We start from the raw sequence: 15,236 nt of genomic DNA on the forward strand, positions 1-15,236 counted from the left end.
TGATCAGTGTAGGCCGAGGTCATTGGACAGCCGAACATTAGCCGGTCGGAAAGGGGAAACAGTGCATGCCGGAATCGGATAACTTGGAAATCGTGTCGATGATGAAGGGTTCCAACGTTCCGGTGGCGGCCTCCGAAGTTCGGATCGAACTGGGCTGGGAATCGGGACCCGGGGTCCCCGACGCCGACGCCTCCGCGCTGCTGCTGGCCGGTGGGCGGGTCCGCTCGGACGCCGATTTCGTGTTCTACAACCAGCCCGCGCACGCCTCCGGCGCCGTGCACCACCGGGGCAAGCAGCCCGGACCCGTGGTGGTCGACGCGCTGTCGGTGGATCTGCCGCGCGTGGAGCCGCAGATCGACAGCATCGTGCTGGCCGCCTCCGCGGACGGCGGCACCTTCGCCCAATTCCGGGGCCTGCACGTGCGTTTGGTGGATGCCCGCGGGGTGGAGCTGGCCCGGTTCGACAGCGCCGACGCCACCTCCGAGACCGCGTTCGTGCTGGGTGAGCTGTACCGCCGCGACGGGGGCTGGAAGTTCCGCGCGGTCGGCCAGGGCTACGCCTCCGGACTCGCCGGACTCGCAACCGATTACGGCATCACCGTCGACGACGCGCCCGCCCCGCAGCCGATTCCGCCGCAGCCGCTCGCTTCCCCGCAACCGTTCACGCCGCAGCAGTTCGCGCCGCCACCGCCGCCGCAACCGTTCACGCCGCCGCCCGCGCAGCAGCAGTTCGCACCCCCGCCCGCACCGCAGCAATTCGCACCCGCGCCGCCACCGCAGCAATTCGCACCCCCACCGCCGCCACAACAGTTCGCGCCAGCGCCGCCGCCACCGCAGTTCGCTCCCGGGCAGCCGCCCGCGCCCGCGCCGCGGGTGAACCTGGCCAAGATCTCGCTGACCAAGGAGGCCCCCGCGGTCTCGCTGACCAAGGCGGGCGCGACCGGCGGCATCATGCGGGTCAACCTGAACTGGTCGGTCCCGAGTTCGGGCGGTCTGTTCGGGCGCAAACGCGCGCAGGGCGGCCTGGATCTGGACCTGTGCGCCTTCTGGGAGCTGACGGACGGTTCGCGCGGCTGTGTCAGCGCGCTGGACACGTTCGGCAATCTCACCAAGCCGCCGTTCATCGCGCTGGATCAGGACGACCGCACCGGCGGCAGCGCGGCGGGTGAGAACCTGGCCATCAATCTGGACCAGACCGCGGCCTTCCGCCGCATCCTGGTGTTCGCCTCGATCTACGAGGGCGCCCAGGATTTCCGTGGCGTGCACGCCACCGCGACCCTGTTCCCGCGCGACGCCCCGCCGATCGAGATGGAAGTGGGCGGCTGCCAGGACGATTCGCGCGAGATGGTGCTGGCGCTGATCGAGAACATCGGCGGCGAGCTGGTGGTGCGCCGCGAGGGCCGGTTCATCCGACCGCCGGAGGGCCGCAAGTTCTGGGGCAAGATGGCGGTCGACCAGGCCTACGGCTGGGGCCTGAAGTGGGGCACCTCCAAGGGCAAGTCCTGAGCCGACCGGCTCAGTTCGACGGCGCCCGGTGCACCGCCGGGCGCAGTTCGCGCGCCAATTCGAGTGCGGCGAGCCGGTTCTCGGCGAGCGGGCCGGTCCAGCAGAGCAGCCGCAGGATGGCGTCGGGGATGAGTTGTTCGGCGTACTCGGGCGCCGCGCCCTCGTCGGAGCGCATATTGATCACCGATTCGACCAGCCGGAACGGCAGTCGTTCGGCGCCGGCGACCGCGCCCGTCCCGGCCTCGGCGATGACGGCGGCGGCCAGGGTCTCGTAATGGCCGCGCAGTTCGTCGCGGCGTTCGCGGAAGCGGGCGAAGCGTTCGCTGCGCAGCTCGGGTAGCAGGTACAGCGCGCCGAGGTTCCAGCGGCCGGCGCACAACTGACTGACGTCGAACCAGGCCAGCGCGTAGAGCCGCACGGCAGCGGGTTCGGGACGTTCGGCGAGGGTGCCCGCCAATTCCAGTGGTGCGGTGACCGTTTCGGCGAGCAGCGCGTCGAGGATGTCGTCCTTGGCGGCGAAGTGGTGGTACAGCGAGGCCTGCCGGATGCCGACGGCGTCGGCGACCGCCCGGGTGGAGGTGTTTCCGTACCCGTGGCTGGTGAACAATTCGGCGGCGGCGTCGAGGATTTCGGCGCGTGGCGTCTGGCCCGCGCGCCGACGCGGTTCGAGCCTGGGCCGGCCGGGTCCGAGTTGGGTCACCTTTTCATTCTGTCCTACCGTCGCCGCGACCTGGCAGGTGAGGTTCCTGTCATTTGATAGAAATACCGGCAACGCAGAAGTTACGGCGGGCCACACACCCGATACATCGGCGTCACCGGAGCGGCGATCGCGAATGGAAACCTTTCAATCGATAGATATTCGCCTCGGGAAAGACTCACCGCCCATGGTTGCCTCCGCCGAAGCCCTCACCCCGGGCTCTCCGACCGGTCCCGATACCAGCGCCGACAGCACCGATCTGGCGCGTTTCGGCTATCAGCCGGTGCTGCACCGCAAGCTCGGCCGCTACGCCTCCTTCGCGGCCGGCTTCTCCTTCGTCTCCATCCTGACCACGATCTTCCAATTCTTCGGTTTCGGGTACTCCTTCGGAGGCGCGGCCTTCTTCTGGACCTGGCCGATCGTCTTCGCCGGCCAGTTCCTGGTGGCGTTGAACTTCGCGGAACTGGCCGCCCGCTACCCGATCTCGGGCTGCATCTATCAGTGGTCGCGTCGTCTGGCCGGGGAGGTGGTGGGCTGGTTCGCGGGCTGGATGATGATCATCGCGCAGATCGTGACCGCCGCGGCCGCCGCCATCGCGTTGCAGGTGGTGCTGCCGACCATCTGGTCCGGCTTCCAGCTGATCGGCACCGACACCGCTCTCACCTCCCGCGACGGGGCCTCGAACGCGGTGCTGCTGGGCAGCGCGCTGCTGGCGCTCACCACGCTGATCAATGTGATCGGCATCGACTGGATGGCGCGGATCAACTCGCTCGGCGTCACCATCGAGATCATCGGCGTGCTCGCGGTGATCGCGGTCTTCTTCACCCACACCGATCGTGGCCCGGGCGTGGTCACCCACACCGATCAGGCGGCGGCAGGGCCCTATTGGGCCGCGTTCCTGGCCTCGGGGCTGATGGCCGCCTACGTGATGGTCGGATTCGACTCCGCCGGTGAGCTTTCCGAGGAGACCAAGAACCCCCGTCAGGTGGCGCCGCGCACCATCCTGTCCGCACTGGCGGTGTCGGCGCTGGGCGGCGGACTCATCCTGCTGGGCGCGCTGATGGCCGCCCCGAGCCTGACCGACGGCTCACTGGCGAGCGGCGGGCTGGCGTACGTGATCGAGGCCAAGCTGGACACCACACCCGGCAAGGTGGTGCTGGCGTGCGTGGCCTGCGCTATCACGGTGTGCACCTTGGCGATCCAGACGGCGGGCTCGCGACTGCTGTTCTCCATGGCCCGCGACGAGCGGCTCCCGTTCTCCAAGCAGCTGGCGACCGTGCACCCCCGCTTCGGCACCCCGGTGTGGCCCGCGGTGGCGATCGGCGTGCTCGGCATCGGCCTGCTGCTGCTGAACCTGGGCAACGCGGCCATCTTCGCGACCCTGGCCAGTGTCTGCATCGTCATGCTCTACCTCGCCTACCTGCTGGTGACGGTGCCGCTGCTGATGCGCCGGATCAAGGGCTGGCCCGCCGACGTGGCCGGTGACGCCGCGGGCACCGAGCTCTTCGCGCTGGGCCGCTACGGCATCGCGATCAACGCGCTGGCCGTCGTCTGGGGCGTCGCCATGGCGGTGAACCTGGCCTGGCCGCGCAGCGCCGTCTACACCCCGAACGGCGGCGGCTGGTGGATGCTCTGGGCCGCACCGCTGTTCGTCCTGGCCACACTGGGGGTGGGGGCGGTGGTGCACCGGCTGGTGACACCAGCCCGCGTACCGGACGCCGAGCCGGCCGTCCAGATCGCCTGACCCGCACGCCATCCCGATGATCTCGCCGGAACCCGACCCACGTCTGCACGGTCGCCCGGAACTGGCCATGGTGCTCGACGACCTGCTGCGCCGGGCTTACCGCCGGTGGCGCGACAGGCGCGCCGACCACGGCCGGGATTCCGGCGACCCCCGAGGAACGGAGTAGTAATGACCACAGCGAATACGACCGGAGCGCGGGATCACGCCCGCGCGCAGGCGGCGGCCGCCGCCTGCCACGGACCGAGTCTGCCCGCCGACATCGATGCCGCGACCGTCACCTTCGCCCAGCGCATTCCGGCCGGCGGCTACGCGAATGTCGTGCTGGCCCGCGGCACCCGGGTGCGGTTGTCCGACCCGGAGGGCGGGGCGTGCGCGCACGTCCTGCTGCTGCGGGCCGAATCACCGTGGGAGCGGCTGAATGTCGCGGACACGGTGAAGGTGCCGTGGCAGGCGTACCTGGGCGCCGGCCATCCGCTGCTGTCGGATCAGGGCCGGGTGCTGGCCACCGTTCTCACGGATACCTCGGGGCAGCACGACACCCTCTGCGGTCCTTCGCCCGCCGCACGCCAGGGCTTGAGGATGGCCGGGGTCAAACAAGGACTGGACCCCCGCGACATCGGTCCGACGGTGTCGTTCTTCCGGGGCGTGCGCGTGGCACCCGACGGCGCGCTGACCGTCACCGGCGGCGCGGGCGCGGGCGCGGCGGTCGACCTGCTGATCCACCTGCCGGTGACGCTGCTGATCGCCAATGCCGAACACCCCCTCGATCCCACGCCGGTGACCTCGCTCGAGGTCGTGGCCTGGGCCGCGCCCGCCGCCCTGGCCCCGGCCCCCGACTCCGACCCGGAATACCTGCGCGCGGTGGAGAACACCGAACAGGACTGGCACGCACGCACTCTGGAGGCCCGCGCATGATCATCACCACCGACCGCACCGTGGTCCTCGACGAGACCGTCCCCGCCCGCGCCCCCTGGTCGGCCGTCGTCCGGGCCGGGGAGCAGCTGGAGATCATCGACCTGCACGGCAATCAGGCCGTGGACTGCCTGCTCTACAACGCCGCCGACCACGCCGACCGCTACAGCGCCCAGGCCACCGTGACCGCGCAGCGCAATATCTTCCTCACCACCGGCAGCGTGCTGCTCACCGAGGCGGGCACCCCGCTGATGACGGTGACCGCCGACGAGGTCGGCAATCACGACACCGTGGCGGGCGCGTGCTCGCAGGAGTCCAACACCCTGCGCTACGGCCACCACACCCGCCATCAGCACGCCTGCGTGGAGAACTTCCTGGCCGAGGGCCTGAAGTGGGGGCTGGGCAAACGGGATCTGGTCTCGAACATCAACTGGTTCATGAACGTTCCGGTCGAGGCGGACGGGACGCTGGGCATCGTGGACGGCCTGTCCGCGCCCGGCAAGACCATCACCCTGCGCGCCGAGATCGACACCCTGGTGCTGGTCTCCAACTGCCCGCAGATCAACAATCCCTGCAACGGTTTCGACCCGACGCCCGTCCGCATGGTGGTGACCCGATGACGGCCGTGCTCCCCGATCTCGCCGTGACCGAGAACCCCTCCCCCGCACCGGCTTTCCGGGTCGTCCGCCCGGGCATGCAGACGACGGTGCAGGACTGGCCCGCCCGGGTCGGCTACTGGCACGTGGGAGTGCCGCCGTCGGGCCCGATGGACGATCTGTCGTTCCGGCTGGGCAATCGGGCGCTCGGGAATCCCGAGGGCGCGGCGGGTTTGGAGTGCACGCTCGGCGGCCCGGCGTTGCGCTTCGACACCGACACCTGGGTGTGTGTGACGGGCGCGCCGGTGCCGGTCACGGTGAACGGCCGCGCGGTCCGGCAGTGGCGCAGCGTGCTGGTGCCCGCGGGCGGGGTGCTGGATGTCGGCATGGTGCGCGGGCCGGGCATGCGGTGCTACGTCCTGGTGGCCGGTGGCATCGAGGTGCCCGAATACCTGGGCAGCCGTTCGACTTTCACGCTCGGCAAGTTCGGCGGCGGCACCGGGCGCGCGCTGGCGGCCGAGGACGGGTTCGAGCTCGGCCCGGCGGGCCGGGTGACGGCCGGGGTGCCCGGCGACGATCAGCCGGTGCTGACCCGGCGGTGGGAGCTGGCGGTCACCGAGGGCCCGCACGGTGCGCCGGAGTTCTTCACCCGCGCCGACTTCGACACCATCATCGGCACCGACTACGAGGTGCACTTCAACTCCGACCGGACCGGTGTCCGGCTGATCGGGCCGAAGCCGCAGTGGGCGCGCCTGGACGGCGGCGAGGCGGGCCTGCACCCCTCCAATATCCACGACACCGCGTATTCCATCGGCGCGCTGGACTTCACCGGCGACACCCCGATCCTGCTCGGCCCGGACGGCCCCAGTCTGGGCGGGTTCGTCTGCCCGGTCACCGTGGTCGCCGCCGACCGCTGGAAGCTGGGCCAGCTCACCCCGGGTGACAGCGTGCGCTTCGTGCCGGTGCGCGCCGAACGCGCGGCGTCGCTGCGGGAACTGGGAGCCGAGCGCCGCGCCGCCTGGCCGGTGGTGCTGTCCACCGGCGGTGACGGTGACGACGGCGTGCTGGCCCGCCGCGACGGCGCGGACACCGCCGTCACCTACCGCCGTGCGGGCAATGACGGCCTGCTCGTCGAATACGGCGATATGACACTGGATCTGGAGCTGCGCGCCCGCGTGCACGCCCTGCACCAGGCGCTGCTGGAACGCGCCGAACCGGGCATCACCGAGCTGACCCCGGGCGTCCGGTCACTGCAGGTGCGCAATGATCCCGATCGTCTGCCCACCCGCAAGCTGCTGGACCTGCTGGCCGAGGTGGAGGCCGACCTGCCCTCCGCCGACCGGCTGGTGGTCCCGAGCCGCACGGTGCGCCTGCCGCTGTCCTGGGACGACCCGTCCACCCGGGAGGCCATCACCCGGTACATGCACGGCGTCCGCGCCGACGCCCCGTGGTGCCCGTGGAATATCGAGTTCATCCGCCGGATGAACGGACTGGCCTCCGTGGACGAGGTTTTCGACACCGTCTTCGCCGCCGAATACCTGGTGCTGGGCCTCGGCGACGTCTACCTGGGCGCACCGGTCGCCACCCCCACCGACCCCCGGCACCGGCTGGTCACCACCAAGTACAACCCGGCCCGCACCTGGACGCCGGAGAACGCGGTCGGCATCGGCGGCGCGTACCTGTGCATCTACGGCATGGAGGGTCCCGGCGGCTACCAGTTCGTCGGCCGCACCACCCAGGTGTGGAACCACCGCTCCAGCGGGATCGGCGAAGACCCGTGGCTGCTGCGCTATTTCGACCGGATCAGCTGGTATCCGGTGAGCGCCGAGGAACTGCTCGACCTGCGCGCCGACACCGCCGCCGGGCGGGGGCGACTGCTGGCCGAGGACGGCGAGTTCCGGCTCGTCGACTACCGGAAGTTCCTGGCCGACAACGCCGCCTCCATCGCGGACTTCCGCGACCGGCAGGCCGACGCCTTCGCCGCCGAACGCAACTCCTGGCGCGAGGCGGGCGAACTCGCCGAAACGCCCTGACCTGATCCCACCACTCCGACCTGATCCGGGAGCACGAATGACGACGTGGATTCACCGCCGCGACGAGGCCGAGGTGGCCGCCGACATCGCCGCCGCCGCAGGAGTTCTGGCGGGGCTGCGACTGGCCGTCAAGGACAATGTGGACGTGGCGGGACTGCCGACCACCGCGGCCTGCCCCGACTTCGCCTACACCCCGGAGCGGGACGCGCCCGCGGTGGCGGCGCTGCGGGCGGCGGGCGCGGTCGTGGTCGGCAAGACCAATCTCGATCAGTTCGCCACCGGCCTGGTCGGTACCCGCTCGCCGTACGGGGTCGTCGAGAACACGCTCCGACCCGGATACGTCTCGGGCGGTTCGAGTTCCGGCTCGGCGGTGGCGGTGGCCACGGGCGAGGCGGACATCGCCATCGGCACCGATACCGCGGGCTCGGGACGCGTCCCCGCCGCGTTGCACGGCCTGGTCGGCATCAAGCCGACGGTGGGCGTGATCTCGACCGAGGGCGTGGTGCCCGCGTGCCGGTCCTACGACTGCGTGACGATCTTCGCCGCCGACCTGGGCCTGGCCGACCGCGCCATGGGAGTGATGGCCGCTGGTGCCGCGGGCCGCCCGTGGCCCGCCGACACCCGCCTGGCCGCTCCGCCCGAGCCCGTGGTGGCCGTCTTCGGCACGCTGCCGGACCTGGATCCGCGGTGGCACACCGCGTTCGAGCGCACCGTCGCGGCGCTGCGCGCTGCGGGCGCGACCATTGTCGAGATCGATCCGACGCCGTTCCTGGCCGCCGCGAAGCTCCTCTACGAGGGCGCGCTGGTCGCGGAACGCTACGCCGCGGTCGGGGAGTTCGTCGACGCGCATCCCGAATCCGTCGATCCCACAGTCGGTTCCATCGTCCGGGCCGCCCGCGACCTGCCCGCGCACCGGCTGGTCACCGATCTCGCCGCGCTGGAACGCCTGCGCGCCGCCGCCATGGCGAGTCTCGCGGGCGCGGACGTGCTGCTGACGCCGACCGTGCCGATCCACCCGACCATCGCCGAGGTCGCCGCCGACCCGATCGGCGTCAACTCCCGGCTGGGCACGTACACGAACTTCTGCAACCTCTTCGACCTGTGCGCGGTGGCGGTCCCCACCGAGGAGCCGCACTTCGGGGTGACGGTGCTGGCCCGCGCGTTCGAGGACGCCGTCGCGATCGATATCGCCGCCCTGATCACCGGCACGCCGCTCGACCGGTGCTGGCCGACGGCCGTCGCGCCCGTGCAGGACCTGATCGTCTTCGGCGCGCACCTGCGTGGTCAGCCCCTCGAACACCAGCTGATCGAGCTGGGCGCCCGCTGGGGCGGCCCGGTCGACACCGCCCCGCACTACCGCCTCGGTGCGCTCGACACGGCCCCGCCCAAACCGGCCGTAACTCGCGTCGCCGCAACCGAATCCGGCGTCGCGGTGGCCGGGGAGCGCTGGCTGCTCTCCCCCGCCGCGCTCGGCCGTTTCCTCGCGAAGCTGCCCGCCCCGATGCAGCTCGGTGCCGTCGAGCTGGCCGACGGCACCTGGCACACCGGTTTCGGCTGCGCCGGTGCGGCCGCCGAATCCGCGAAGGACATCAGCGAATACGGCGGCTGGAAGGCGGCGCTGGCGGCCGGCGCCGTCGGCTGAGGCCGTCCTTCTCGGATCAGTCCTGCCAGAGCGCGGCGATCCGCGCCGCGTCCGACTTGCCCTGGGCGCGACCGGCTTCCAGTGCCGGGACCCGGGTGGCGGTGTCGAGGGGATTGAGTCCGAAGGCGGTGGTGGCCGCCTCGTCGGGCGCGATCACCTCGACCCGCGCCCCGGCCGCGACCAGTCCCGCGACCTGCGCCTCGAGCTCCTCATCGGGCATCGGCGCGATCACCAGCACCCGGGCGTAGCCGGTGGCGAAGTCGGCGTTCACCGAGGTCCGGACACCCCCGTCGGTGTAGCGCACCCCGTCGATGGTGGCGCACGGCCACACCATGGGCACCGCCGAACTGGCCAGCACGGCGTCGACCAGCGCGACCCCGGAGTCCTTGTCGAAGACCCGAGGTTCCCCGGTCTCGGCGTTGACCGCGACGATGCGCAGGTCGCGGGCGGGCCACTCGTGCACCGGCAGCCGGGTCTCGATCACGGCCCGGCGGTCCGCCTCGGGGACGGTCTCCGCGGTCAACGCGAGCGCCCCGATCCGCTGCCGCCGCTCGGGCGAATCCCCCTGCGTCTCTTCGATGATCGCCGCCATGGTCTCCCAGAGCCCGGCGAACTTCTCCATGGACGGCACGATCTCGCGGCTCTGCACCGCCGGATCCACCTGCCGCCGTACCAGTTCCGCGAGCTCGGTCCCGCTGCCGAGCTGCGCGGTCACGTTCGACCCCGCCGACGTCCCGAGTAGCAGGTCGGCCCCCGTCACATCCACCCCCGCGTCGGCGAGCCCGGCGACGATGCCGGTCGCCCAGGAAATCCCCGCCACACCACCGCCGCCGATGACCAGCGCACGTTCGGTCGTCATTCCGTCCCACTTTCTCACCACGAAGAACACACACCCTGCGGTTCGCAAGTTACCGGCTGCGCGCCCGTCGCGGCGGTTGTGCGGAATGTCGGCTCATTCCGAGATCTGGGTGGCCGCGGCATTGGTGGCGTCCCGGATCACGCGCAGGCTCGCGGTGAGGTCGTCGAGCTGGGCGGGGGTGAGCAGGCTGGTGAACCAGCGGTCGATGCCGTCCAGGTAGGCGGGCAGCACGCGGGCGACGCGCGTGGCCCCGGCGGCGGTGAGGACCGCATAGGAGCTGCGGCGGTCGGCGGGGTCGGGTTCGCGGCGCACGAAGCCGTTGCGTTCCAGGCGGTCCACCAGGCGGGTGACGCCGCTGGTGGACAAACCGGTCTGGGTGGCCAGGTCGGTCATGCGCAGCCGGCGGCCCGGTGAGCGACTCAAGCGCATCAGGGCATTGAGGTCGAGACCGGAGAGTCCATTGCTCTTCCAGGTCTCCTCGAGCCGGGCGATGAGCCCCTCGTGGGCCTCATAGAGCAGGCCGACGGCGGTCAGCCGGGGGTCGTCGAAGAGATGCTTGGGATCCACGCCGACCAGCGTAAACCAGATGATTTCGCTGGGGATAGTTGACACGCGGAACAAATGCGCTATCTTGTTGTCAGCGCAATATTCCGCACAGCAACTAAATGGAGGTTCTCATGACGACACAGCGCTGGGCAGCGGGATTCCGTGCGCCGCTGGTGAATCCGGCCGAGGAGATCAAACTGGCCGAGCCGCGGGACTTCGCCGACGAGACGGTCCGCCAGGTGGTGCGGGTGGCCGGCGGCGGGACGAGCCTGCGGGTGCGGCTGACCAATCGGTACGGAACCGAGGACCTGGTGATCGGGGCGGCCCGGGTCGCGCTCCGCAAGGCGGGCGGCGAGATCGTGGCGGAGACCGATACCGAGGTGCGGTTCGCGGGGTCCGCATCGACGCGGATCCCGGCCGGGGCCGATCTGGTCAGCGATCCGGTCGAGCTGCCGGTGGAGGCGGGCGCCGAACTGGCGGTCAGCGTGTACCTCCCGGAGCCGACCCGGCCCGCGTTCGCCCAGTTCCCGATGGATTCGAGCTGGATCAGCGCCGGCGATCGGACGGGCGACGCCGCACCGTCCGATGCCGAGGAGACCGCGCTGCGGTTCTTCCTCACCGGCATCGACGTCGCTGTCGATGCCGACGTGCCGGTGCTGGTGGCCTTCGGCGACTCCTGGTTCGAGGGCGTCGGGTCCACCCACGCCGCCAACCGGCGCTCGGTGGATGTCCTCAACGAGCGACTGGCCGCCGGGTGGGCGGTGAACCAGGGCATCAGCGGCAACCGGCTGCTCACCGACGAGATCGGCGAGCACGGCCTGGCCCGGTTCGAGCGGGACGTGCTGTCGGTGCCCGGGGTGACGGCCGTGTGGGCCAACTTCGGCATCAACGACCTCATCCTGGCCGGGACCGCCACCGCCGAGGCGCTCATCGCCGGGTTCACCGCGCTGGCCGAGCGAGCCCACGCGGCCGGACTTCCGGTGTACGCCAACACCATCGGGCCGTTCGCGGGGGCGATCTACCCCGGCCTCTCGCTGGCGGACGGCATTCCGGTCCGGAACGTGGTCAACGAGTGGCTGCGCGGCACCGACGTGTTCGACGCCGTCTTCGATGTGGCCGCGGCGGTGGAGGATCCGGCCCGGCCGGACTTCATCCGCCCCGACCTCGACGGCGGCGACGGCATGCACCTCAATGACGCGGGAGCCCGGGCGATGGCGGAGACGGTGGATCTCACCGTGCTGCCGCCCGCTTTTCAGGGCACGCGCGGTCCGGCCGCCTGATCCTGCCGCAACCCGGCGGCCCACAGATCGTCGGTGAGGCTTTCGAAGCCGTCGGCGGCGGCGTAGTAGTAGCCGACGATGGTCCGGAAGGTCGTGCCCACGCAGGCGGCGTCGTCCCCGCACCGGATCACGGTTCCCGCGAGGGCGGCGTTGACCAGGGCGAACAGGCGGGCGTTCTGTTCCACGTCATTGCCCTGGACGATGGCGATCTCGCGGGTCATCAGATTGCAGAAGCGGGTCGGGGCGTCGGCGGAACCGTGATGCGGTGTATCGCGACCCGATTCCGGGTCGACCGGGTCGTCCGCGCGGGCCTTCAGGATGGCGTGGGCGACGGCCTGTCCCTGCTGGCCGCCCCGGCGGGTGCCCGGCCCCCGCAATCCCGCTTCCCGCAGGGCCTTGTCGAACCGCGTGATCCGCTCCGGATAGAGCGCCGACAGGGTGGTGTGGGCGGCCACCGCGATGGCGGCTTCGGGCGCGGCGCCCGGGGCCGCCACGGGTGGTGCGGTCAGCCAGGTGCCGTGCGGTGCACCGAAAATGCTGAAGATGGCATCGTGCATGGCCAGGTGTACGACGGCCAGGGCACGGGAACCGCCGGTGTCGGTGTGCGCCATGCGGTCCGACTCCAGCGCCACCGCGTTCCAATACAGGATCTGATCCACTTTCGCTGTCTCCCAATGTTTCGAGCAGTGGGACCAGCGTCGCCGGATCGGCCCGGAATGTCGGCAGTAGTGCGCTACCCGATTCCGGGCCGATGATCGGCGGCGGGGTGAGTAGCGGCGGTCAGCGCGGTTTCACCTCGGCCAGCAGTTCCGGACCCCGATCCTCCAATCGGGTGGTCGCCAAGCGGATTCCGAGCAGCGCGGCGAGTACGCCGAGCAGTACACCGACCGGCAGGGCGGACCATTGCACGAGCGAATTGTGCAGGTAGGCGCCGATTCCCAGCATGGCCAGGGCGGGAGCGGCGGCCAGCACCTGCACCACGCCCACCGCCAACTGCATGAGCATCTTCATACAGCCGGGGTTCCCGGTGCCCGCGAACGGATTTCCGCGCTGCGGCGGCAGCGCGAAGGCGGCGTGGGTGGACAGGTACACGACGGCCCCCACACCCACGCCGAACAGCACCGGCAGCGTGGACAGCGCCCACGGATACAGGTGGGCCAGCCCGAGCGCGCCGGGCAGGACGAGCGTGGAGATCACGGCGACCGGCCCGACCAGCAGAGCCCGGGCGTAGGCCCGGCCGCGCACGTCCGCCCGGGCCGCGTCCGGCGTCACCAGCGTTTGCCAGACCGCCGTGCCGTCGAATCCGTACAGGTTGGTAGAGGACATGGTGGCCAGCCACACCACGAATGCGCCCGAGAACGCGATGGTCCCGCTACCGCCGTTGCGGACCGACAGGAAGATCGGCAGCACGAAACCGATGATCAGCAGCGGGATCAGGGCCGCGCGCCGGCGGCCGTCCCGCCACCAGGTGCGCAGTTCCTTGGCGACCACCGCGCCGACCGGAGTGGTGGGCAGGAAGCGGTCGAGCAGGCCGCCGCCGGTGTCGACCATCTGGGCCTTGGGTGCGGGCGGGGTGGTGAGCCGGCGCTCCAGCAGCACCGCCCACGACTGCCACAGCACCAGCGACAGCAGGGCCAGACCCAGCAGTGCCAGCAGCGCGAGCAAGTAGTCGTCGCGGGAGGCGGCCTCGACGGCGTACGGGGCCCAGCCCGACGGGACCGAGCGCAGCAGGATGGACAGGGCGCCCCGGTCGCCGTCGAGTTTCGGCCCGGCCGTGGTGATGAGCAGGTTCAGCGGGTAGTACGCCAGCCCGATGAGCGCCGCGAACAGCACGCCCAGGTCCTTGCCGCGCCGGGAGCGCATGGCCGCGCCCAGCCAGGCCACCACCACGCGGGCCAGCAGCACCACGAACACGAGGTGCAGGACCGCGCCGAGCGCCGCGATTCCGGCTGCGGCCCAGCCGATCTGAGCGCCCAGCAGGACCAGCCCGCCGAAGGCGATGAGGTTGACGATGGGCGCGGGTCCCACGAACGCGGCGGCCCCGAGTCCGTAGGCGAGTTCGCGAGTCGTCAACGGCAGCAACCGGAACTGCTCGGGTTGCAGGGTTTCGTCGCTGGTTCCGGTGACCACCGGGCCGCAGATCCAGCCCAGGGTCCAGGCCCCGTACAACGCCGCGGCGATGGTCACGCCGCCGTGTACGCTCTCGTGTCCCGTGGCGATGATGAGCGCCGTGAACAGGGCCGCGAGCAGTCCGAAGATGCTGCCCAGCACGAAGTTCAGCGCCGACCGGGTCTCGCGCAGGCCGCGTCCGATGATGCGCAGCCGCATCCGGATCAGGACGCCAACCACGACAGCCCCTCCTCGCCGCCGACCCGCCCGCCGACGAGCCGCACGAACGCCTCCTCCAGGGTCCCGTCGCCACGGACCTCGGCGAGGGTGCCGCCCGCGACCACGCGGCCCCGGTTGATCACGGCCACCCGATCACAGATCGATTCCACCAGGGCCATCACGTGACTGGACAGGACCACCGATCCCCCGGCGGCCACGAACCGTTGCAGGATCGTCCGGATGGTCCCCGCCGACACCGGATCCACGGCTTCGAACGGCTCGTCCAACACCAGCAGTTTCGGCGCGTGCAGCAGCGCCGTGGCCAGCCCGATCTTCTTCCGCATACCGGCCGAATAGTCCACGACCACAGTGTTTTCCGCGCCGTCGAGCTCCAGCACGTGCAGCAGCTCGTCCGCCCGGCCGACCACGGTCGCCTTGTCCATCCCGCGCAGCAGCCCGGTGAAGTTCAACAGCTCGCGCCCGGTCAGCCGCTCCGGCAAGGCCATCCCGTCGGGCAGCACCCCGACCACGGCCTTCGCGGCGACCGGGTCCGCCCACACGTCGTGCCCGAAGATCCGCGCCAGCCCCTGGTCCGGCCGCAACAACCCCACCGCCATCGACAGGGTGGTCGTCTTCCCCGCGCCATTGGGCCCCACCAGCCCGAAGAACGACCCGGGCGGCACCGCCAGGCTCACGCCCTCGACCACCCAGGGCCCGCCGAATCTCCTGTACAGCCCGCTCAGCTCGAGCGCCATCTGCCCATTGGTCGTCACAAGCCCCTCCTTCGCGCGCGCCCCCACGGCGCTTTGCCCACGATACGTCCGAACCCGCTGTTCAACGAGTTATCGCGAACGGCTCTCATGGCGCAACGAACCCACCCCGGACCGGGGCTGGGGCAAGAGTCTCGCTGTGTCGAAAGCGATTTCGAAGGGCCGCCGCATGACGACCAGCTCGGGTAGTGGCATCGCCGAGGCAAACACCCCCTGATTCGCAGCTGAAGTCGAATCCACCGCCGACGCGGTCGAGGCTAGCGCGGTCCGACGAACGACTCGCCGGTGACGAACATTTGTTCGTTCGTCACCGGCGAGTTGCCA

At 70.9% G+C, this 15,236-nt stretch carries 14 protein-coding genes; 8 read left to right on the forward strand and 6 right to left on the reverse strand.

Annotated elements, in window-relative coordinates; translation table 11 throughout:
- The first annotated feature begins 98 nt into the window (after positions 1-98).
- The gene (locus ACQPYY_RS30370) at positions 99-1,505 is read left to right on the forward strand and encodes a TerD family protein (RefSeq protein WP_433594769.1); all 1,407 of its coding nucleotides are present in this window, start codon (positions 99-101) and stop codon (positions 1,503-1,505) included.
- A gap of 10 nt (positions 1,506-1,515) precedes the next feature.
- Here ACQPYY_RS30370 and ACQPYY_RS30375 read toward each other — a convergent pair whose 3' ends face one another.
- Complete coding sequence (locus tag ACQPYY_RS30375; protein ID WP_379092583.1) at positions 1,516-2,205, reverse strand: TetR/AcrR family transcriptional regulator; 690 nt, start codon at positions 2,203-2,205, stop codon at positions 1,516-1,518.
- Between the two features lie 184 nt (positions 2,206-2,389).
- On the opposite strand from ACQPYY_RS30375, the gene ACQPYY_RS30380 reads away from it, so the two are divergent.
- The 6 genes from ACQPYY_RS30380 to atzF all read left to right on the forward strand — a co-directional run bounded on the left by ACQPYY_RS30380 (position 2,390) and on the right by atzF (position 9,129).
- Positions 2,390-3,946 (forward strand): amino acid permease, encoded by a 1,557-nt coding sequence (locus ACQPYY_RS30380; protein ID WP_433591896.1) that lies wholly within the window; start codon positions 2,390-2,392, stop codon positions 3,944-3,946.
- Positions 3,947-3,962: 16 nt separating this feature from the next.
- On the forward strand, positions 3,963-4,112 hold the full coding sequence (locus tag ACQPYY_RS30385) for a hypothetical protein (protein ID WP_379092577.1): 150 nt from the start codon (positions 3,963-3,965) through the stop codon (positions 4,110-4,112).
- A 2-nt stretch (positions 4,113-4,114) separates the two neighbouring features.
- Positions 4,115-4,861, forward strand: a complete 747-nt coding sequence (locus ACQPYY_RS30390; protein WP_433591897.1) for a DUF1989 domain-containing protein — start codon at positions 4,115-4,117, stop codon at positions 4,859-4,861.
- Positions 4,858-5,478 (forward strand): urea amidolyase associated protein UAAP2, encoded by a 621-nt coding sequence (locus ACQPYY_RS30395; RefSeq protein WP_433591898.1) that lies wholly within the window; start codon positions 4,858-4,860, stop codon positions 5,476-5,478. Before ACQPYY_RS30390 ends, ACQPYY_RS30395 begins: the two co-directional genes overlap by 4 nt.
- A 74-nt stretch (positions 5,479-5,552) precedes the next feature.
- Positions 5,553-7,487 (forward strand): 5-oxoprolinase/urea amidolyase family protein, encoded by a 1,935-nt coding sequence (locus tag ACQPYY_RS30400; RefSeq protein WP_433594770.1) that lies wholly within the window; start codon positions 5,553-5,555, stop codon positions 7,485-7,487.
- A gap of 37 nt (positions 7,488-7,524) precedes the next feature.
- Positions 7,525-9,129, forward strand: a complete 1,605-nt coding sequence (gene atzF / locus ACQPYY_RS30405) for an allophanate hydrolase (RefSeq protein ID WP_433591899.1) — start codon at positions 7,525-7,527, stop codon at positions 9,127-9,129.
- A gap of 16 nt (positions 9,130-9,145) precedes the next feature.
- On the opposite strand, the gene ACQPYY_RS30410 is transcribed toward atzF, so the two are convergent.
- Together ACQPYY_RS30410 and ACQPYY_RS30415 are read right to left on the reverse strand one after the other, a co-directional pair.
- Positions 9,146-9,988 (reverse strand): patatin-like phospholipase family protein, encoded by an 843-nt coding sequence (locus tag ACQPYY_RS30410; RefSeq protein ID WP_433591900.1) that lies wholly within the window; start codon positions 9,986-9,988, stop codon positions 9,146-9,148.
- Between the two features lie 93 nt (positions 9,989-10,081).
- The gene (locus tag ACQPYY_RS30415; RefSeq protein ID WP_357280812.1) at positions 10,082-10,555 is read right to left on the reverse strand and encodes a MarR family winged helix-turn-helix transcriptional regulator; all 474 of its coding nucleotides are present in this window, start codon (positions 10,553-10,555) and stop codon (positions 10,082-10,084) included.
- A 110-nt stretch (positions 10,556-10,665) separates the two neighbouring features.
- On the opposite strand from ACQPYY_RS30415, the gene ACQPYY_RS30420 reads away from it, so the two are divergent.
- The gene (locus ACQPYY_RS30420; RefSeq protein ID WP_433591901.1) at positions 10,666-11,814 is read left to right on the forward strand and encodes a GDSL-type esterase/lipase family protein; all 1,149 of its coding nucleotides are present in this window, start codon (positions 10,666-10,668) and stop codon (positions 11,812-11,814) included.
- Here ACQPYY_RS30420 and ACQPYY_RS30425 read toward each other — a convergent pair.
- The 3 genes from ACQPYY_RS30425 to ACQPYY_RS30435 form a co-directional block, all read right to left on the reverse strand.
- The gene (locus ACQPYY_RS30425) at positions 11,787-12,473 is read right to left on the reverse strand and encodes a hypothetical protein (RefSeq protein WP_433591902.1); all 687 of its coding nucleotides are present in this window, start codon (positions 12,471-12,473) and stop codon (positions 11,787-11,789) included. The two genes, ACQPYY_RS30420 and ACQPYY_RS30425, sit on opposite strands and share 28 nt — an antisense overlap.
- A gap of 121 nt (positions 12,474-12,594) precedes the next feature.
- Positions 12,595-14,163, reverse strand: coding sequence for a hypothetical protein (locus ACQPYY_RS30430; RefSeq protein ID WP_433591903.1), 1,569 nt, complete (start codon positions 14,161-14,163; stop codon positions 12,595-12,597).
- The gene (locus ACQPYY_RS30435; protein WP_357091369.1) at positions 14,148-14,897 is read right to left on the reverse strand and encodes an ABC transporter ATP-binding protein; all 750 of its coding nucleotides are present in this window, start codon (positions 14,895-14,897) and stop codon (positions 14,148-14,150) included. Before ACQPYY_RS30435 ends, ACQPYY_RS30430 begins: the two co-directional genes overlap by 16 nt.
- Positions 14,898-15,236 lie beyond the last annotated feature (339 nt).

The sequence above is a fragment of the Nocardia sp. CA-145437 genome (assembly GCF_050956485.1).
Classification (GTDB): Bacteria; Actinomycetota; Actinomycetes; order Mycobacteriales; family Mycobacteriaceae; genus Nocardia.

Excerpts from the sequence above, each read along its gene's own strand:
- ACQPYY_RS30370 (WP_433594769.1), top strand. The coding sequence starts at position 99 with ATGATGAAGGGTTCCAACGTTCCGGTGGCGGCCTCCGAAGTTCGGATC.
- ACQPYY_RS30380 (WP_433591896.1), top strand. The coding sequence starts at position 2,390 with ATGGTTGCCTCCGCCGAAGCCCTCACCCCGGGCTCTCCGACCGGTCCC.
- ACQPYY_RS30385 (WP_379092577.1), top strand. The coding sequence starts at position 3,963 with ATGATCTCGCCGGAACCCGACCCACGTCTGCACGGTCGCCCGGAACTG.
- ACQPYY_RS30390 (WP_433591897.1), top strand. The coding sequence starts at position 4,115 with ATGACCACAGCGAATACGACCGGAGCGCGGGATCACGCCCGCGCGCAG.
- ACQPYY_RS30395 (WP_433591898.1), top strand. The coding sequence starts at position 4,858 with ATGATCATCACCACCGACCGCACCGTGGTCCTCGACGAGACCGTCCCC.
- ACQPYY_RS30400 (WP_433594770.1), top strand. The coding sequence starts at position 5,553 with ATGCAGACGACGGTGCAGGACTGGCCCGCCCGGGTCGGCTACTGGCAC.
- atzF (WP_433591899.1), top strand. The coding sequence starts at position 7,525 with ATGACGACGTGGATTCACCGCCGCGACGAGGCCGAGGTGGCCGCCGAC.
- ACQPYY_RS30410 (WP_433591900.1), bottom strand. The coding sequence starts at position 9,988 with ATGACGACCGAACGTGCGCTGGTCATCGGCGGCGGTGGTGTGGCGGGG.
- ACQPYY_RS30420 (WP_433591901.1), top strand. The coding sequence starts at position 10,666 with ATGACGACACAGCGCTGGGCAGCGGGATTCCGTGCGCCGCTGGTGAAT.
- ACQPYY_RS30435 (WP_357091369.1), bottom strand. The coding sequence starts at position 14,897 with ATGGCGCTCGAGCTGAGCGGGCTGTACAGGAGATTCGGCGGGCCCTGG.